14 protein-coding genes are annotated in these 17887 nt (G+C 60.0%); 9 read left to right on the top strand and 5 right to left on the bottom strand.

The window, feature by feature from the left end:
- The first annotated feature begins 393 nt into the window (after nucleotides 1-393).
- From aceK to AU074_RS11235, 7 genes are all read left to right on the top strand, one after another.
- Nucleotides 394-2115 (top strand): bifunctional isocitrate dehydrogenase kinase/phosphatase, encoded by a 1722-nt coding sequence (gene aceK, locus AU074_RS11265; protein WP_076014794.1) that lies wholly within the window; start codon nucleotides 394-396, stop codon nucleotides 2113-2115.
- A 70-nt stretch (nucleotides 2116-2185) separates the two neighbouring features.
- A complete protein-coding gene (hrpA, locus tag AU074_RS11260; protein WP_076014793.1) occupies nucleotides 2186-6097 on the top strand; it encodes an ATP-dependent RNA helicase HrpA in 3912 nt (1303 codons plus the stop codon).
- A 228-nt stretch (nucleotides 6098-6325) separates the two neighbouring features.
- The gene (locus AU074_RS11255; protein ID WP_076014792.1) at nucleotides 6326-7447 is read left to right on the top strand and encodes a beta-ketoacyl-ACP synthase III; all 1122 of its coding nucleotides are present in this window, start codon (nucleotides 6326-6328) and stop codon (nucleotides 7445-7447) included.
- A gap of 25 nt (nucleotides 7448-7472) precedes the next feature.
- Complete coding sequence (locus AU074_RS11250) at nucleotides 7473-8087, top strand: RNA polymerase sigma factor (RefSeq protein WP_017479164.1); 615 nt, start codon at nucleotides 7473-7475, stop codon at nucleotides 8085-8087.
- A complete protein-coding gene (locus AU074_RS11245) occupies nucleotides 8081-8314 on the top strand; it encodes an anti-sigma factor (RefSeq protein ID WP_076014791.1) in 234 nt (77 codons plus the stop codon). The genes AU074_RS11250 and AU074_RS11245 overlap by 7 nt, the downstream gene beginning before the upstream one ends.
- A 339-nt stretch (nucleotides 8315-8653) precedes the next feature.
- The gene (locus tag AU074_RS11240; protein ID WP_076014790.1) at nucleotides 8654-9988 is read left to right on the top strand and encodes an OprO/OprP family phosphate-selective porin; all 1335 of its coding nucleotides are present in this window, start codon (nucleotides 8654-8656) and stop codon (nucleotides 9986-9988) included.
- Between the two features lie 229 nt (nucleotides 9989-10217).
- Nucleotides 10218-11342 carry a GNAT family N-acetyltransferase gene (locus tag AU074_RS11235; RefSeq protein ID WP_076014789.1) on the top strand — a complete coding sequence of 375 codons (1125 nt, stop codon included), beginning with the start codon at nucleotides 10218-10220 and terminating at the stop codon, nucleotides 11340-11342.
- Between the two features lie 313 nt (nucleotides 11343-11655).
- Here the strand turns inward: AU074_RS11235 and aqpZ are convergent, their stop codons facing one another.
- The 5 genes from aqpZ to AU074_RS11210 form a co-directional block, all read right to left on the bottom strand.
- Nucleotides 11656-12354 (bottom strand): aquaporin Z, encoded by a 699-nt coding sequence (gene aqpZ, locus AU074_RS11230; RefSeq protein WP_076014788.1) that lies wholly within the window; start codon nucleotides 12352-12354, stop codon nucleotides 11656-11658.
- 179 nt (nucleotides 12355-12533) lie between these two features.
- Nucleotides 12534-14366 carry an ABC transporter ATP-binding protein gene (locus AU074_RS11225; RefSeq protein ID WP_076014787.1) on the bottom strand — a complete coding sequence of 611 codons (1833 nt, stop codon included), beginning with the start codon at nucleotides 14364-14366 and terminating at the stop codon, nucleotides 12534-12536.
- An 83-nt stretch (nucleotides 14367-14449) separates the two neighbouring features.
- Nucleotides 14450-15013, bottom strand: coding sequence for a peptidylprolyl isomerase (locus AU074_RS11220; protein WP_076014786.1), 564 nt, complete (start codon nucleotides 15011-15013; stop codon nucleotides 14450-14452).
- A gap of 3 nt (nucleotides 15014-15016) precedes the next feature.
- Entirely contained in the window at nucleotides 15017-15820 is an 804-nt protein-coding gene (locus AU074_RS11215) for an alpha/beta fold hydrolase (protein ID WP_076014785.1), read from the bottom strand.
- A 13-nt stretch (nucleotides 15821-15833) separates the two neighbouring features.
- On the bottom strand, nucleotides 15834-16757 hold the full coding sequence (locus AU074_RS11210; RefSeq protein WP_076014784.1) for a LysR family transcriptional regulator: 924 nt from the start codon (nucleotides 16755-16757) through the stop codon (nucleotides 15834-15836).
- 49 nt (nucleotides 16758-16806) lie between these two features.
- On the opposite strand from AU074_RS11210, the gene AU074_RS11205 reads away from it, so the two are divergent.
- Both AU074_RS11205 and AU074_RS11200 read left to right on the top strand, forming a co-directional pair.
- Nucleotides 16807-17121 (top strand): hypothetical protein, encoded by a 315-nt coding sequence (locus AU074_RS11205; RefSeq protein ID WP_026078195.1) that lies wholly within the window; start codon nucleotides 16807-16809, stop codon nucleotides 17119-17121.
- 151 nt (nucleotides 17122-17272) lie between these two features.
- Nucleotides 17273-17872, top strand: coding sequence for an FMN-dependent NADH-azoreductase (locus AU074_RS11200; protein WP_076014783.1), 600 nt, complete (start codon nucleotides 17273-17275; stop codon nucleotides 17870-17872).
- Nucleotides 17873-17887: the final 15 nt, after the last annotated feature.

Below are 17887 nucleotides of genomic sequence, written 5' to 3'. Positions count from 1 at the left end.
ATTAGAACCTGTTCCCGGACCGGTCTTCTGACCTTGTTAGGTGGGAGAGGGCGCGCTATATAGCAAAGAGCCATCATGAAGGTAATCAGGGTTTCCCTTACGTTGGATCCAATGCTCCAAAGGGAACCGAGGTCCAGCGTGCTAGAGCAAATACTCGGGTTTTCCAGGGGCTCCCGGGGGAGGCCCGTGGTTAGAGGCCTTCAGATGAAACGTTTAACTTGGCTGAAATGACTTCGAGGTTTTTTATTGACCGAATGGTCTACTTAATAAAATTGAAAATAAATGTACAAAGTGAACAAACCTGTACAAGGCTGAACGAAAAAATGTCCCTTCTCCTGTTCCTGCACACTGGCTAAGCTCAGCTCACTCCAAATGCCCGCAGAGGTTTCCCAAATGCCGCAGCAAACGCCAGCCCTCGACATTGCACAGATGATCCTCGACGGCTTCGACGACTACCGCGAGCACTTCCGCCAGATCACCGATGGCGCCCGGGAGCGTTTCGAAAAGGCGCAGTGGCAGCAAGGGCAGGCGGCCTCGGCGGCACGTATCAACCTGTATGAAGACAAGGTCAGTGAAGTCACGGCGCGGCTGCGGGCAGCCTTCGATGAAGCTGTATTACTCGACATTGCGGCATGGCCGCTGGTGAAAAGCGCCTACATCAGCCTGATCGACCTGCGGTTTGACGATGAGCTGTCCGAGACCTGGTACAACTCGACATTTTGCGGGCTGTTCAGCCATGACCTGATCAGCGACGGTTGCATGTTCATTCACACCACGCGGCCCAGCCTGCGCCGTGCCCGAGCCGCGCAAACCCGCACCTACAAGCCGGAGGGCAATCTGACGGGCATGCTGGAACAGATTTTCGCCGACTACGGTTTCAGCGAACCCTACGCCGACTTGCCCGCCGACCTGCGCCGCCTGGAAGCGCAATTGCGCGAGAACCTGCCGGATTGGGTCTGCAAGGACCCGGACCTCAACGTCGAACTATTCTCCTCGGTGCTGTACCGCAACAAAGGCGCGTACCTCGTAGGGCGCATCTACACCCGCGACGAACAGTGGCCACTGGTGATCCCGCTGCTGCACCGGGAAGGGCGCGGCATCCAGATCGACGCGCTGATCACCGACGAAGCGGATGTGTCGATCATCTTCTCGTTCACCCGCTCCTATTTCATGGTGGATGTGCCGGTGCCGGCGGAGTTTATCGGCTTCCTCAAGCGCATCCTGCCGGGCAAGCACATCGCCGAGCTGTACACCTCCATCGGCTTCTACAAACACGGCAAATCCGAATTCTATCGGGCGCTGATCAACCACCTCGCCACCACCGACGACCAGTTCATCATGGCCCCGGGCGTGCGCGGCATGGTCATGAGCGTGTTTACCCTGCCGGGCTTCAACACCGTGTTCAAGATCATCAAGGACCGCTTTTCACCGTCGAAAAACGTCAACCGCGCCACGGTGATCGAGAAGTACCGGCTGGTGAAAAGTGTTGACCGGGTCGGGCGCATGGCTGATACCCAGGAGTTCGCCGACTTCCGTTTTCCGTTGAGCAAGTTCGAGCCTGAATGCCTGGCCGAGTTGCTTGAAGTGGCCGCAGGCACCGTCGAAGTGGAAGGCGATACGGTGCTGATCCGCCACTGCTGGACCGAGCGGCGCATGACCCCGCTCAACCTCTATCTCGAAAACGCCAACGAAGCCCAGGTGCGCGAAGCGCTGGAAGACTACGGCCTGGCGATCAAGCAACTGGCGGCGGCGAATATTTTTCCCGGCGATATGTTGCTGAAGAATTTTGGCGTCACTCGCCATGGCCGCGTGGTGTTCTACGACTATGACGAAATCTGCTTTCTCACCGAGGCCAACTTCCGCCACATCCCCGCGCCGCGTACCCCGGAAGATGAAATGGCCTCCGAGCCCTGGTACTCCATCGGTCCGCTGGATGTGTTCCCGGAGGAATTTCCGCCATTCCTGTTTGCCGATGCCAGCCAGCGCCGGCTGTTCGACGAACTGCACGGCGAGTTGTACAACGCCGACTACTGGAAAGGCCTGCAAGACGCGATTCGCGCTGGCAAGGTGATTGACGTGTTTCCCTACCGTCGCAAGGGTCTGGACAACGAATGAGGGGAGCGCGTGGCGGCGCTTTTCTGCGACAATCCGCCCCCTGCATACATAGACGACCTTTGCGTACCTGATGACTGACCAAGCGCCCGCTATCGACCAACTGCTGAAAAACCTCGATCACGCTATGCTCGCCGACCGCCACCGCTTGCGGCGGCAGCTGCTTGAGCTGCGCAAGAAACCCGATGAGGAAAAACTTGCGCAGTGGGTAACGCGGATGCAGGCCTCCTGCGCGCAAGTGACGGCGCGGCGTGCCAGCTTGCCGGTGATTCGCTATGACGACAGCTTGCCGATCGCCGCCAAGCGCGACGAAATCAAGGCGGCGCTGCTCAAGCATCAGGTGCTGATCATTGCCGGTGAGACCGGATCGGGTAAAACCACGCAGTTGCCAAAAATCTGCCTGGAAATCGGCCGCGGCCAATACGGCCTGATCGGTCATACCCAGCCGCGGCGAATTGCGGCGCGCAGCGTGGCAAGCCGGGTCGCCGAAGAACTGGCGACGCCGTTGGGCTCGCTGGTGGGTTATCAAGTGCGGTTTGAAGATCAGAGTGATTCAAACACCCTGATCAAGCTGATGACCGACGGCATCCTGCTGGCCGAAACCCAGAACGACCGCTACCTCGAACGCTACGACACGATCATCGTCGACGAAGCCCACGAACGCAGCCTGAACATCGACTTCCTGCTGGGCTACCTGAAAACCCTGCTGCCGCGTCGTCCGGACCTCAAAGTCATCATTACCTCGGCGACCATCGACCTGGAGCGCTTTTCCAAGCACTTCGACGATGCGCCGATTGTCGAGGTGTCGGGCCGTACCTTCCCGGTGGAAACCTGGTACCGCCCGCTGACCCTGGAGCAGGACGAGGAGGGCAACCGCGTCGAGGACGACCTGACCGTCGACCAAGCGATTCTCGCCACCCTCGACGAAATTGCCGCCTTTGAACGCAGCGAGCGCAAGAGCCCAGGCGATGTGCTGGTGTTCCTGCCCGGCGAGCGCGAGATTCGCGACGCTGCCGACATGCTGCGCAAGGCCCAGCTCAAGCACACCGAAATCCTGCCGCTGTATGCGCGCCTGTCACCGGCCGAGCAACAGCGGATTTTCCAGTCCCATCCGGGCCGGCGCGTGGTGCTGGCGACCAACGTCGCGGAAACGTCGCTGACCGTGCCGGGCATTCGGTATGTGATCGACAGCGGCACCGCGCGCATCAGCCGCTACAGCTACCGTGCCAAGGTCCAGCGCTTGCCGATCGAGGCGATTTCCCAGGCCAGCGCCAACCAGCGTAAAGGCCGGTGCGGGCGGGTGGAGCCGGGCATTTGCGTGCGCTTGTTCAGCGAAGAAGATTTTATCGGGCGTCCGGAATTTACCGACCCGGAAATCCTGCGGACCAATCTCGCGGCCGTGATCCTGCAGATGCTGCACCTGCGCCTGGGCGAGATCACCGACTTCCCGTTTATCGAGCCGCCGGATGGCAAGGCCATCAGCGACGGTTTCAACCTGCTGCAAGAGTTGTCGGCGGTCGACCGCAACAGCCAACTCACCCCGATGGGCCGCCAGTTGGCGCGTTTGCCGGTGGACCCGCGCATGGGCCGCATGTTGCTGGAAGCCGCCAAGCTCGGCAGCTTGCAGGAAGTGCTGATCGTCGCCAGCGCCATGTCGATCCAGGACCCGCGCGAGCGTCCGCCGGAACGCCAGCAAGCCGCCGACCAGGCTCACGCACAATGGAAGGACCCGGATTCGGACTTTGCCGGATTGGTGAATCTATGGCGTGGTTTTGAAGAACAGCGCCAGGAACTGACCGCCAGCCCGTTGCGTAACTGGTGCCGCAAGAATTTCCTGAATTACCTGCGCCTGCGGGAGTGGCGTGATTCCCACCGCCAGTTGAGTTTGATCTGCCGCGACATGCAGCTGACCGTCAACAAGGAACCGGCGGATTTCCCGAAACTGCACAAGGCGGTGCTGTCCGGCCTGCTGAGCCAGATCGGCCAGAAAACCGAAGACGGCGATTACCTGGGCGCGCGTCAGCGGCGTTTCTGGATTCACCCTTCCTCGGGCATCGGTAAGAAGCGCCCGCAATGGCTGATGACCGCCGAACTGGTGGAAACCACCAAGCTGTATGCACGGATGGTGGCCAAGATCGACGCCGACTGGATCGAGCCGTTGGCCGGGCACCTGATCAAGAAAAACCACTTCGAACCCCATTGGGAGAAGAAGCGCGGCCAAGTGGTGGCGTTTGAGCAGATCACCCTGTTCGGGTTGATCATCGTCGGGCGCCGGCCGGTGCATTACGGGCCGATTGATCCGGTGACGTCCCGCGAGCTGTTTATCCGTGAAGGCCTGGTGCGCGGCGAGATTCAGTCCCGGGCCCGTTGCCTGACGGCCAACCAGCAACTGCTGGAGCAGCTCGACGAGCTGGAAGCCAAGGCCCGCCGGCGCGACATCCTGGCGGACGAAGAAACCCTGTACGCCTTCTACGATGCGCGCCTGCCCGCCGAGATCCACCAGACCGCAACCTTCGACAGTTGGTACAAGGTCAACAGCCAGAAAGACCCGCAACTGTTGATCATGCGCGAAGAAGACGTGCTGGCCCGCGAAGCCAGTGAGGTCACTGCTGCCCATTACCCGGACACCTTGCACCTGGGCGACCTGGCCCTGGCCTTGAGTTACCACTTCGAACCCAACCATCCCCGGGACGGCGTGACCTTGCGCGTGCCGGCGCCGCTGTTGCCGGCCTTGCCACCCGAGCGCCTGGAGTGGCTGGTGCCGGGTGTGATCGAGGCCAAGTGCATTGCCCTGGTGCGTAACTTGCCCAAGGCCCTGCGCAAGAACTTCGTGCCGGTGCCGGATTTCGTCAAGGCGGCCCTGCAACGCATCGAATTTGGCCAAGGCTCGTTGCCCCAGGCGCTGGGGCGCGAATTGTTGCGTATGACCGGGGCAAGGGTCAGCGATGAAGCCTGGGCTGAGGCTGCGCAGCAGGTGGAAAACCACCTGAAGATGAACCTTGAAGTGGTCGACGGCCAAGGCAAGTTCCTCGGTGAAGGCCGCGACCTGGCCGAGCTGACCGCACGTTTCGCCGAAGCCAGCCAGGCCGCGTTGGCCGTACCGCAGACGGCGAAAAGCCAGCAGCCGGTGGAAGCCAAGGTGTTCGCAGCGGTGGCCGAGAAAACCCAGCAAAATATCGCCGGGTTGTCGATGACGGTGTATCCGGCATTGGTTGAAGAAAACGGTACGGTCAAGGAAGGGCGTTTCTCCACCGCCGCCGAGGCGGAGTTTCAGCACCGTCGGGCCTTGCAACGTTTGCTGCTGCAACAATTGGCCGAGCCGGCAAAATTCCTGCGGGGCAAGTTGCCCGGCCTGACCGAGTTGGGGCTGATGTACCGCGAGCTGGGGCGTATCGAAGCCCTGGTGGAAGACATTCTGCTGGCCAGCCTCGACAGCTGCGTGCTGGAAGGCGAAGCCAGCCTGCCGCGTGACGGCGCCGGCCTGGCCGCCTTGGCCGAGCGCAAGCGTGGCAGTTGGACCGAACATGCCGAGCGCCAGGCGCGCTTGACCCTCGACATCCTGAAACTGTGGCATGGCCTGCAAAAACGCTTCAAGGGCAAGATTGACCTGGCCCAGGCCGTGGCTCTCAATGACATCAAGCAGCAACTGAGCAACCTGGTGTATCCCGGTTTCGTGCGGGAAACCCCGGCGCAATGGTTCAAGGAGCTGCCGCGTTTCCTCAAGGCCATCGAGTTGCGCCTGGAGAAACTGCCGAGCCAGGTGCAGAAGGATCGGGTCTGGAGTACCGAACTGAGTGGGTTGTGGAGCCAGTATCAGAATCGCCTCAACAAGCACGCCCAGGAAGGTAAGCGCGACCCTCAGTTGGAGCTGTATCGCTGGTGGCTGGAGGAATACCGGGTGTCGCTGTTTGCGCAGCAGTTGGGCACCAAGGTGCCGATTTCCGACAAGCGTCTGAGCAAGCAATGGAGCCTGGTCGAAGCGTGACCACAATCCTGGGGACAGGCGCCTGTCGAGCAAATGGCGCCAAACCCCAGGCTTTATGGCAAACTTCGCGGTTATAAATGCCGGGATCGTCGAGTTGGGCTGGTGCAGCCGTGGCGCGATGGAATAAAGCGTTACCAGTTTGAAGGCCGCTGGGCGGCATAAAACTACTTACGGTTTGGTACGACGGTACCAATACCCTTCTGCCTGAACAGATTTAGAGGAACGACCGTGCATAACGTCGTCATCAGCGGCACAGGCCTGTACACCCCGGCCAACAGCATTTCCAACGAAGAGCTGGTGCAGTCTTTCAATGCTTACGTGCAACAGTTCAACCTGGATAACGCCGCAGCCATCGAACGCGGCGACGTCCAGCCACTGACCGAATCCAGCGCAGCCTTCATCGAAAAGGCCTCAGGCATCAAGAGCCGCTTTGTCATGGACAAGGCCGGCATTCTCGACCCGCAGCGCATGGCGCCGCGCCTGCCGGAGCGCTCCAACGACGAGTGGTCGATCCTCTGCCAGATGGCCGTGGGTGCTGCCGAGCAAGCCTTGCAGCGCGCCGGCAAGACCGCCGCTGACATCGATGGTGTGATCGTTGCCTGTTCCAACCTGCAGCGGGCGTACCCGGCAATTGCCATTGAAGTCCAGGAAGCGTTGGGTATCCAGGGTTTCGGCTTTGACATGAACGTGGCCTGTTCCTCGGCGACCTTCGGTATCCAGAATGCCGCCAACAGCATCCAGCTGGGCCAGGCCCGGGCGATCCTGATGGTCAACCCGGAGATCTGCACCGGCCACCTGAACTTCCGCGACCGCGACAGCCATTTCATCTTTGGCGATGCGGCCACCGCCGTGATTCTGGAGCGGGCCGACCTGGCCACTTCCGAGCATCAGTTCGACGTGGTGAGCACCAAGCTGCTGACCAAGTTCTCCAACAACATCCGCAATAACTTCGGCTTCCTCAACCGCGCAGCAGAAGAGGGCATTGGCGCCTCCGACAAGCTGTTCGTGCAAGAAGGCCGCAAAGTCTTCCGTGATGTCTGCCCGATGGTCGCTGAGTTGATCGGCAAGCACCTGTCGGAAAACCAGCTGAATGTCGGCGATGTGAAGCGCTTCTGGCTGCACCAGGCCAACCTCAGCATGAACCACCTGATCGTCAAGAAACTGCTGGGCCGTGAGGCTTCGGTGGAAGAAGCGCCGGTGATCCTCGATACTTACGCCAACACCAGCTCCGCGGGTTCGGTGATTGCGTTTCACACCTACCAGGACGACTTGCCCAAGGGCGCTGTGGCCGTGCTCAGCTCGTTTGGCGCCGGGTATTCGATTGGTAGCGTGATTTTGCGCAAACGCTGATCATGTTTTGAAATCGAGGTCTTGAATGGCAGCAGCGGACGACGCGCACCTGCTTGAACGATTGCTCAAGGGTGAGCAGCGGGCCTACAAGGAGTTGGTCACCACCTACCAGAGCGCGATGCGTGCCGTGGCCTATGCCATCGTTGGCCAGCGCCATGCCGATGAGGTGGTCCAGGACGCCTGGCTGTCGGTGGTGCGCAACCTGGCGAAGTTCGAGGGGCGCTCCAGCCTCAAGACCTGGCTGCTGACCATCACGGCCAACTCGGCAAAAGGCCGCTACAAGCAAAATCGCCGGGAAGTGCTGCTTGATGACCTGCCGTCACCCCACGGCACCATCGGCGATGATCGCTTTGTGCCTGACGATGGCCACTGGGCCGTCGCGCCGTTTGCCTGGCATCAGGACACTCCCGAAGCGCTGCTTACCGAAGACGAACTGCGTAAATGCCTTGAGCACACACTGGCGAGTCTTTCCGAACTGCAAAGCAGCGTGCTGCTGCTGCGCGAACGTCAGGGGCTGGAGTTGGAGGAGATTTGTAATCTTCTGACGCTATCGCTCTCCAATGTTCGTGTGCTGCTGCATCGAGCACGGCTTAAAGTCTTCGCCACGGTGGAGCATTTTGAGGAAACCGGCGAATGTTGACCTGTAAAGAACAAGTGGCGCGTTCCAGTGACTATCTCGATGGGCAACTGACCTTTCGCGAGCGTCTGCTGGTGCGTCATCACCTGATGTTCTGCGCCAACTGCCGACGCTTTATCCGGCAGATGCGCTTGATGCAGGCGACACTGAGGATTCTGCCCGAGCCGCCCATTGCCGATATCGACGCGTTGGCCGAGCGTCTGGCCGCCGAGCGTTCCCGCGACCCGTAATACCCGTCACTTTTCACACAAAAACCAAGCCCGCATCGATAAATGATGCGGGCTTTTTTTTGCTCAAAAAATAATCAACATGAAAAATTATTCATTTTTCTCGGGTGTTTTTACATTTCGCAACATCTGGCATTTTCACCAGTTTTATGGGCTGGAGCCTTGATTTGCGTAGGCTTCGGCTTATTTCGAATGGCTATTAAAAAGTTCCCGAGTAACAAAATCTTTATGTTCCAGCAACCCGACTGAAATATCCCCTCGCCAAGATCGCCCCCCAACACCAGCGGCTCTAAATCGCGTGTTTTACCAATGCACAAGACCATCAATTAGGGGAATTCTTCGATGATCCGTAAGCACTTCGCCGGTTTCGCGGCCAGCGCCTTGGCCCTGGCTGTCACCGCCCAGGCTTTCGCCGGTACTGTCACAACTGACGGCGCCGATATCGTTGTCAAAACCAAGGGCGGCCTTGAGGTTGCAACCACCGACCAGAATTTCAGCTTCAAGCTGGGTGGTCGTTTGCAGGCCGATTACGGCACGTTTGATGGCTATTACACCAAGAACGGTGACTCGGCTGATGCGGCCTATTTCCGCCGCGCCTACATCGAGTTTGGCGGCACCGTCTACAAGGACTGGAAATACCAGGTCAACTACGACCTGTCCCATAACTCCGGCAACGCAGACGATGGCTACTTCGATGAAGCGTCCATGTCTTACACCGGCTTCAAGCCTGTCGTGATTCGCGCCGGTCGCTTCGACGAAGACTTCGGCCTGGAAAAAGCCACCAGCTCCAAGTGGGTCACCGGTGTTGACCGCAACGCAGCGTATGAAGTCGCGGACTGGATCCACTCCCACGCCAACGGCATGGGCATCCAGGCCAGTTCGGTGGTCGGCGACATGGCTTACCTGTCGGCCAGCGTTTCTTCCAAGGATATCAACGACAAGAACGGCAAAGGCGTGAAGCAATTCAACGCCCGTGCGGTGTTCGCGCCGATGCATGACGCCGGCAACGTGCTGCACCTGGGCCTGGATTACGCGGTACGTGACCTGAAGGACACGGCCTTCGACTCGCGTATTCGTCCGCGTCTTGGGGTTCGCGGCGTTTCCACCAACGGCGGCAACGATGCGGGCGCCAACGGCAACCGTGCGACCTTCGGCGGCGGTGTGGGTCTGGATTCCGGCAGCCTGACGGCGAACGACGCCTACGACACCGACACCGTGTTCGGCGGCGAATTTGCATTCGCCCGTGGTCCGTTGTCCCTGCAGGGCGAATACCTGAACCGCAAGATGAAGGCCGACAGCAGCGCCTATCAGGACGTGAAAGCCAGCGGCTTCTACGGCCAGGTGGCCTACACCCTGACCGGCGAGTCCCGCGTCTACAAACTCGACGGCGCCAAGTTCGACACCATCAAGCCCGAGAACAAGCAGTACGGCGCGTGGGAAGTGTTCTACCGTTACGACAACATCACCGTTGATGACAAAAACGTAGTGCGCAACACCGCCACCCGTGAAGTGGGCGATGCCAAGGCCAACCTGAACATCATCGGGGTGAACTGGTACGCCAACGAGGCGGTGAAAGTCTCCGCCAACTACATCAAGGCCAAGACCGACAACGTGGTCAACGCCGCCGGCGACGACAGCGGCGACGCCATCGTGGCCCGCGTGCAGTACGTGTTCTAAGCAACCCGCAATACCGCTCCAAAGCGCTCTTTCTTCATCCGTCAAAGCGCTCCTCATTTGGTTTGCCCCGCCGTTTGGCGGGGCTTTTTTTTGCGTCGGGTCCTGTAGGAGCGAGCTTGCTCGCGAAGAACCAGAGGCCGCCGCGTTCTGTCAGAATGGTCGCGTTATCGTTAACGACCATCGCGAGCAAGCTCGCTCCTACACAATGCCGTGACCGTCGGGGAATGGGATGCCGTTACAACGTTTGAATAACCTGTCCGAGATTGCGTCCGATGAATGGAATGCGTTGGTCCCCGCTGATCAGCCGTTTCTGCGCCATGCGTTCCTCAGTGCCCTGGAAGACAGCGCCAGCATCGGCCCGCACTCTGGCTGGCAGCCGGAGCATTTGCTGCACTATGAAGGTGGCCGGCTGATCGCCGCGTTGCCCAGCTATCGCAAATGGCATTCCTATGGCGAATACGTGTTCGACCACGGTTGGGCCGACGCCTGCGAGCGTGCCGGCATTGATTATTACCCGAAGCTGCTGACGGCCGTGCCCTTCAGCCCGGTCAGCGGCCCGCGTCTGTTGGCTGCCAGCGCCGAGGACGGTTTCGAGCTGCTTAAAAGCCTGCCCGGTTACCTGGAGATCGAAGGCCTTTCCAGCGCCCATATCAACTTTACCGACGCCCTGGCGGATACCGCGCTGGCTCAACAGCCAGGCTGGCTGCAACGCCTGGGCTGCCAGTTTCATTGGCAGAACCGCGGTTACCGTGACTTCCAGGACTTCCTCGACGCCTTGAGTTCGCGCAAGCGTAAACAGATGCGCAAAGAACGTGAGCAGGTGGCGGGGCAAGGCATTGAGTTCGAGTGGTTGCAAGGCCGTGAGTTGAGCGAGGCGCAGTGGGATTTTGTCTATGCCTGTTACGCCAATACTTACGCCATACGCCGACAATCGCCGTACCTGACCCGGAATTTTTTCAGCTTGCTGGCCGAGCGCATGCCGGAGGCGATTCGCGTGGTGCTGGCCAAACAAGGTTCACGGCCGGTGGCCATGGCCTTCAGCCTGATCGGCGGCGACAGCTTTTATGGGCGTTACTGGGGCTGCCTGGCCGAGTTCGACCGGCTGCACTTCGAGACCTGTTTCTATCAGGGCATGGACTACGCGATTGCCCACGGCTTGCAGCGTTTCGACGCAGGCGCCCAGGGCGAGCACAAGTTGATTCGCGGGTTTGAGCCGGTGATCACGCATTCCTGGCATTACCTGCGACATTCGGGATTGAAGACGGCGGTGGCGGATTTCCTGGAGCGCGAAAGCGTGGGGATTCTGGCGTATGCCGAGGAGGCGAGGGCAGCCCTGCCTTATCGGCAGGGCTAAATACCGTATAGGTGGGGCGAAGCAATCACCGATGGCGCATGGATCAGAACGAAGACGAATTAACTGCGCGCCTATCTTCTGATGACTGACGATGTTTTGGACGCAAAATTGATCAAGTGTGGGAGCTGTCGAGCCTTGGCGAGGCTGCGATGCAGGCGCTGCGGTCTGGCAGGTACAGCGCGGTGATCCCATCGCAGCCTCGCCGGGGCTCGACAGCTCCCACCTTGAGCTGCTTTGTTTGGACGCCGGCACTCTTTAACTGAACAGTATTAAGGGCAGCCCTGCCTTACCGGCAGGGATGAACCCGTTTGGCTCAGGCGGTTTTTTCCGTGCCCAGCCAGCGATAGGTAATGCCGCCGATCACTGCACCCACGATCGGCGCGAGCCAGAACATCCACAACTGTTGGAGCGCCCAACCGCCAACAATCAGCGCCGGGCCGGTACTGCGGGCCGGGTTGACCGAGGTGTTGGTGACGGGGATTGAGATCAGGTGGATCAGCGTCAACGCGAGGCCGATGGCGATGGGGGCGAAACCCGCCGGCACACGGCGATCGGTGGCGCCGAGGATGATCAGCACGAACATCGCCGTCATCACCAGCTCACAGACAAAGCCTGCCGCCATCGAATAACCGCCCGGTGAGTGCTCGCCGTAGCCATTGCTGGCCAGGCCCGAGGCCAGTTCGAACCCTGGTTTGCCGCTGGCTATGTAATACAGCAACGCGGCAGCGACGATGCCGCCGATGACCTGGGAGATGATGTACGCCGGTAACTCCCTGGCCGGAAACCTTCCGCCCACTACCAGCCCCACTGACACTGCCGGGTTAAGGTGGCAACCGCTGATGTGCCCGATGGCAAATGCCATGGTCAGCACCGTGAGCCCGAACGCCAGGGCCACACCCAGTACCCCGATCCCGACAGGCGACGATGCGGCCAATACCGCACTGCCGCAGCCACCCAACACCAGCCAAAACGTACCCAGTCCTTCCGTAACGGAACGCTTGAACAGTGACATGAACACATCCTTAGTAGATTGCTCTATCTGATTAACGGGTCTGTGACGCTTCCCTGCTGCCTTAAATCAGGGCCCTCCTGGGGCCTGATTGGAGTACAGCAGGATTGTGTCGCAAGACCAGCGGGATAGAGAAAACTGTCAGAATTGTTCGGAATTGAGGTCGCAGTTAACCAACGGAATCAGTCTATTCCGACGAACCCGCCGGTCTGGTGTTGCCACAATCGCGCATACAAACCGCCGTGTGCGAGCAATTCGGCATGGCTGCCGGTTTCGGCAATCTGGCCTTTTTCCAGCACCACCAGCCTGTCCATTCTGGCAATGGTAGAAAGCCGGTGGGCAATGGCGATTACCGTCTTGCCCTGCATCAGGGTTTCCAGGCTTTCCTGGATTGCCGCTTCGACTTCTGAATCCAGTGCCGAGGTGGCTTCGTCCATGATCAGGATCGGCGCGTCCTTGAGCAGTACCCGCGCGATGGCGATCCGCTGACGTTGCCCGCCGGAGAGTTTGACCCCGCGTTCACCGACGTGGGCGTCCAGGCCAGTACGGCCCTCGGCATCCGACAGCAACGGGATGAACTCGTCGGCGCGGGCCTTGTGCACCGCGGCCCAAAGCTCTTCGTCGGTAGCGTCCGGCTTGCCATACAGCAGGTTGTCGCGGATCGAACGGTGCAGCAGCGAGGTGTCCTGGGTGATCATGCCGATCTGTTCGCGCAAGGTTTCCTGGGCGACTTCGGCGATGTTCTGGCCGTCGATCAGGATGCGTCCGCCTTGCAGGTCGTACAGGCGCAGCAGCAGGTTGACCAGGGTGGATTTACCCGCGCCGGATGGACCGATCAGGCCGATTTTTTCACCCGCTTTAATGTCCAGGTTCAGGCCGCCGATGATTCCGCTCTTCTTGCCGTAGTGGAAGTCCACCTGATCGAACCGCACCTCACCATGGGGCACTTCCAGGCGCGGGGCATTCTCGCGATCGGTGACTGCCAGCGGCTGGGCGATGGTTTTCAGGCCGTCCTGAACCACGCCGATGTTTTCGAAAATGCCGTTGACCACCCACATGATCCAGCCGGACATGTTGACGATACGAATCACCAGGCCGGTGGCCAAAGCGATGGCGCCCACCGAAATCAGGGATTGGGTCCACAGCCACAGGGCGAGGCCGGTGGTGAAGACAATCAGCAGGCCGTTCATGGTGGTGATCACGATGTCCATGCTGGTCACGACGCGGCTGGCCAACTGGGTTTTCTCGGTCTGCTCGACGATGGCTTCCTTGGCGTAGTTCTGCTCGAAATTCGTATGAGCGAACAGCTTCAAGGTGGTGATGTTGGTGTAGCCGTCGACAATCCGTCCCATCAATTTGGAACGTGCCTCGGAGGAGATCACCGAGCGCTCCTTGACCCGTGGCACGAAGTAACGCAGGGCCAGGCTGTAGGCGATGATCCAGGTAATCAGCGGGATCATCAGGCGCCAGTCGGCTTCGGCGAACAGCACCAGGGCGCTGATGGCGTAGATCGCCACGTGCCAGATCGCGTCCACGGCGGCCACCGCGGAGTCGCGCAGGGAGTTGCCGGTTTGCATGATGCGCTGGGCAATGCGCCCGGCGAAGTCGTTCTGGAAAAAATTCAGGCTCTGCTTGAGCACATAGTTGTGGTTCTGCCAGCGGATCAGGCTGGTCATGCCCGGGCTGATGGTCTGGTGCACCAGCAGGTCATGCAGGGCGCCGAAGATCGGGCGCAGCAGCAGGGCGACCACGGCCATCCAGATCAGCTCATTGGCGTGGATCTGGAAGAAGTTGGCGGGTGGCGTGCCCTGGGCCAGGTCGATGATGCGGCTCAGGTAGCTGAACAGCGCCACTTCGATCAGCGCGCCGATCAGGCCCACCACCAGCAAGGCGGCAAAGCACGGCCACACCTGGCGCAGGTAATAGATGTAGAACGGCAGGACTTTATCGGGAGGGGCCGCGCTGGGAGCGTCGCGGAAGATGTCGATCAGTTGTTCAAAACGACGATAGAGCATTAGGTATGACGCCCGCGCGGCGGGCTCTCCTGTTCAAAGGCGCGCGGAGCCTAGGGGGCACCGCGCGAAACTCCCTGTAGCCTTCAGTCGATGCGCTTGGCCGACTTGATCAGGACAGGATCGATTGGCACGTTTTGCATGCCCTGTTTGGTGGTGGTTTGCGAGTTGACGATGATGTCGACCACGTCCATGCCCTTGACCACTTTGGCGAATACCGCGTAACCCGCATCACGGCCCGGGTCGAGGAAGGCATTGTCCGCAACGTTGATGAAGAATTGGCTGGTGGCGGAGTTCGGGTCGTTGGTACGTGCCATCGACAGGGTGCCACGCACGTTATGCAGGCCGTTGCTGGCTTCGTTCTTGATCGGTGCTTCGGTCGGCTTTTGCGACATTTGCGACGTGAACCCACCGCCCTGCACCATGAACCCCGGGATTACCCGGTGAAAAATGGTGTTGGTGTAGAAGCCCTTGTCGACATAGGCCAGGAAGTTCTTGGTACTGATCGGGGCCTTGACCGGGTCCAGTTCGATTTCGATGTCGCCATTGGTGGTGCTGATCAAGACGTGGGGTGCCTTGGCGGGTTCGGCCGCCATCAGGTTGGCAGCGAACAGTACGGAACCGGCAAAGAAGGCGATTTTTTTCAGCATGGGTCAGTGATCCTGGGTTGTGGTTTCGACTGTCTTGAGAAAATCGAGCAGGGTGTTATTGAAGTGTTCGGGTTGATCCAGCGGTGTGGCATGGCGGGAATCTTCGATCACCACCAGCCGCGCATCGGGCAGCAGTTTTACATAGATTTCTTTCTGCGCCACGGGGGTGTAGTCGTGGTCGGCGCTGATGACCAGGGTTGGACAGGAGATTTTCGAAAGTTGTTCCTGTACGCCCCAGCCAACAATCGCATCGAAGCTGGCGAGGTAAGCACGTTTGTCGTTTTTTGCCCAGCGTTCAGCCATCTTGCGGCGCAGTTCGGCTTGTTCGGGCTTGGGAAACAGCATGTTGCCCAGGGCTTTGCCGATGGTGCTCAGGCTGAGGACGCGTGCCAGGCTCCAGCGCTTGGCCCACTGCCAATAATCGCCGGCAGTGCGAACCTTGACCTGGGGCGCACTGTTGACGATGCACAGGCTCTTGAGCATTTGCGGCTCATCCACCGCCAGTTGAAAGGCGATCATGCCGCCCATGGACAGGCCCACCACGTGGGCCGGGGGCAGTTGCAGGTGTTCGATCAAGGCCACCAGGTCGGCGGTGAAGCCCGCGATGCTGTAGCGCTCCCGGGGTTTGTCGGAGCGTCCGTGACCGCGCACGTCTACCAACACCAGCCGGTAGTGCTGCGCCAACACGGGCACTTGCAGCTCCCAATCCAGGCAACTGGAGCCCAGGCCGTGGATCAGGATCAGCGGCGCGCCATGGCCATATTCCTCGTAATGCAGGGTGCAGCCTTCATGTTCGAAATAGGCCATGGGAACTCCTTGTTCAGGCTTGCTGCGGTGCGGCGAACGGCGCGTCCAGTGGGGCGGTGTCGAAGGTGCGCAGCAACTCGACGAGAATCTGCGTGGCCGGGCCCAGGGGTTTGTCCTTGTTCGAGTAAAGATAGAAGGTCGGGTTGCGGCTGCCACCCCGTTCCAGGGGCAATAGCTTGAGCAGGCCTTCCTTGAGTTCGCGTTCGATCAGGTGCCGGGGTAACCAGGCGAAGCCCAGGCCGCTGCTGACGAAGGTCGCGGCGGTGGGCAGGCTGCCGACGGTCCAGCGCTGCTCGGCGCCGAGCCAGCCGACGTCCCGTGGCTGCTGGCGGCCGGAGTCGCGGATGACGACCTGCATGTGGCTTTCCAGGTCCTGGAAGCTCAGTTCGCGGTGCAGCCGATGCAGTGGGTGTTCCGGGTGGGCCACGGCGACAAATTCGACGTCGCTCATTTCTGTGCCCAGGTAACCGGGAATGATAAAGCTGCTGATGGCCAGATCGGCCATGCCGTCTATCAACAGCTCTTCGACGCCGGACAGCACCTCTTCACGCAGGCGCACCCGGCAGCCGCGGCTCTGCGGCATAAAGGCGGTAAGGGCACGCACCAGGCGGGCGTTAGGGTAAGCGGCATCGACCACCAGTCGCACCTCGGCTTCCCAGCCTTGTTCCATATGGTGGGCCAGGTCTTCCAGTTGGCTGGCGTTTTTCACCAGTTGCCGGGAGCGGCGCAGCAGTACTTCGCCGGCTTCGGTCAGTACCGCTTTGCGCCCGTCGATGCGCAGCAGCGGCACACCGAGTTGGTCCTGCATGCGGGCCACGGTGTAGCTTACCGAGGATTGCGAGCGGTGCAGCGCTTCGGCCGCTTGGGCGAAGCCGCCATGGTCGACCACGGCTTGCAGGGTGCGCCATTGATCGAGGGTAACGCGGGGCGCTTTCAAGATGAGCTCCTCTTGTCCTAAGCTGGCGGTCCTTATTGGAGACTGCCGAATGAGAAAATTCTGTTGTGTGCTGCTGGCGCTGCTGCCGTTGAGTGCGTTTGCATTCAGTACCGATGTGACGAAAGACATTCAGGGCGTGAAGATCGATTACAGTGCGTCGGACGTCGACAGCAATATCAGTTCGATCCAACTCACCAACTACGGCCCCAATGATGCGGAGTGCAAGGTGCGCTTTACCAATGGCCCGGAAGCCCCGCGTACCCGCAAGGTCACGGTTGCGGCGGGTAAAACCACCAACACCACGGTCAATTTCAGCCGGGCCATTATCAAGATGCGTATCCAACTGACCTGCGCACCGAAATAAGGCAAAAGCGGAGGATGCCCACAGCAATACTCCGCTTATAAACAAATTTCTAGATGGGTTATAGCAATTTTTTACGCTTTTTAATCGAACGGGCTCTGATTAACCTTCACTCCATCGCCTTACAGCATTCACCGATGGAGCTTACATAATCATGGCCCGTGTTCTGATCATCGAAAGCAGCGCCCGTCAGCAGGACTCAATCTCCCGCCAACTGACCCAACAATTCGTCAGCCAATGGAAGGTCGCCCACCCGGCTGATCAGATCACCGTGCGTGACCTCGCCATCAACCCCGTGCCGCACTTGGACGCCAACCTGCTGGGCGGCTGGATGAAACCCGCCGAACAGCGCAGCACGCTCGAACAGGCTTCCCTGGATCGCTCCAACGAACTGACCGATGAGCTGCTGGCCGCCGATGTGTTGGTGATGGCTGCGCCGATGTACAACTTCGCGATTCCCAGCACTCTGAAAGCCTGGCTCGACCATGTGCTGCGTGCCGGTGTGACCTTCAAGTACACCGCCACCGGCCCCCAGGGCCTGCTGACCGACAAGCGCGCCTTTGTGCTGACTGCCCGCGGCGGCATTCATGCTGGCGGCAGCACCGACCACCAGGAACCGTACCTGCGTCAGGTCATGGGCTTTATCGGCATCCACGACGTCACGTTCATTCATGCCGAAGGGGTGAATCTGGGCGGTGATTTCCAGGAAAAAGGCGTGAGCCAGGCCAAGGCACTGCTCGCCCAAGTGGCGTGAGATGTTAATCGTCAG

The organism is Pseudomonas sp. ATCC PTA-122608, assembly GCF_001952855.1.
Taxonomy (GTDB): domain Bacteria; phylum Pseudomonadota; class Gammaproteobacteria; order Pseudomonadales; family Pseudomonadaceae; genus Aquipseudomonas.
This window is presented reverse-complemented; position numbering and strand designations above follow the sequence as displayed.

Bases quoted from the DNA above. Each gene is read 5' to 3' on its own strand.
- AU074_RS11215 (WP_076014785.1), bottom strand. From the start codon at position 15,820: ATGGCCTATTTCGAACATGAAGGCTGCACCCTGCATTACGAGGAATAT.
- AU074_RS11205 (WP_026078195.1), top strand. From the start codon at position 16,807: ATGAGAAAATTCTGTTGTGTGCTGCTGGCGCTGCTGCCGTTGAGTGCG.
- aceK (WP_076014794.1), top strand. From the start codon at position 394: ATGCCGCAGCAAACGCCAGCCCTCGACATTGCACAGATGATCCTCGAC.
- AU074_RS11240 (WP_076014790.1), top strand. From the start codon at position 8,654: ATGATCCGTAAGCACTTCGCCGGTTTCGCGGCCAGCGCCTTGGCCCTG.
- AU074_RS11235 (WP_076014789.1), top strand. From the start codon at position 10,218: ATGCCGTTACAACGTTTGAATAACCTGTCCGAGATTGCGTCCGATGAA.
- hrpA (WP_076014793.1), top strand. From the start codon at position 2,186: ATGACTGACCAAGCGCCCGCTATCGACCAACTGCTGAAAAACCTCGAT.
- AU074_RS11250 (WP_017479164.1), top strand. From the start codon at position 7,473: ATGGCAGCAGCGGACGACGCGCACCTGCTTGAACGATTGCTCAAGGGT.
- AU074_RS11220 (WP_076014786.1), bottom strand. From the start codon at position 15,013: ATGCTGAAAAAAATCGCCTTCTTTGCCGGTTCCGTACTGTTCGCTGCC.
- AU074_RS11225 (WP_076014787.1), bottom strand. From the start codon at position 14,366: ATGCTCTATCGTCGTTTTGAACAACTGATCGACATCTTCCGCGACGCT.
- AU074_RS11200 (WP_076014783.1), top strand. From the start codon at position 17,273: ATGGCCCGTGTTCTGATCATCGAAAGCAGCGCCCGTCAGCAGGACTCA.
- aqpZ (WP_076014788.1), bottom strand. From the start codon at position 12,354: ATGTCACTGTTCAAGCGTTCCGTTACGGAAGGACTGGGTACGTTTTGG.
- AU074_RS11245 (WP_076014791.1), top strand. From the start codon at position 8,081: ATGTTGACCTGTAAAGAACAAGTGGCGCGTTCCAGTGACTATCTCGAT.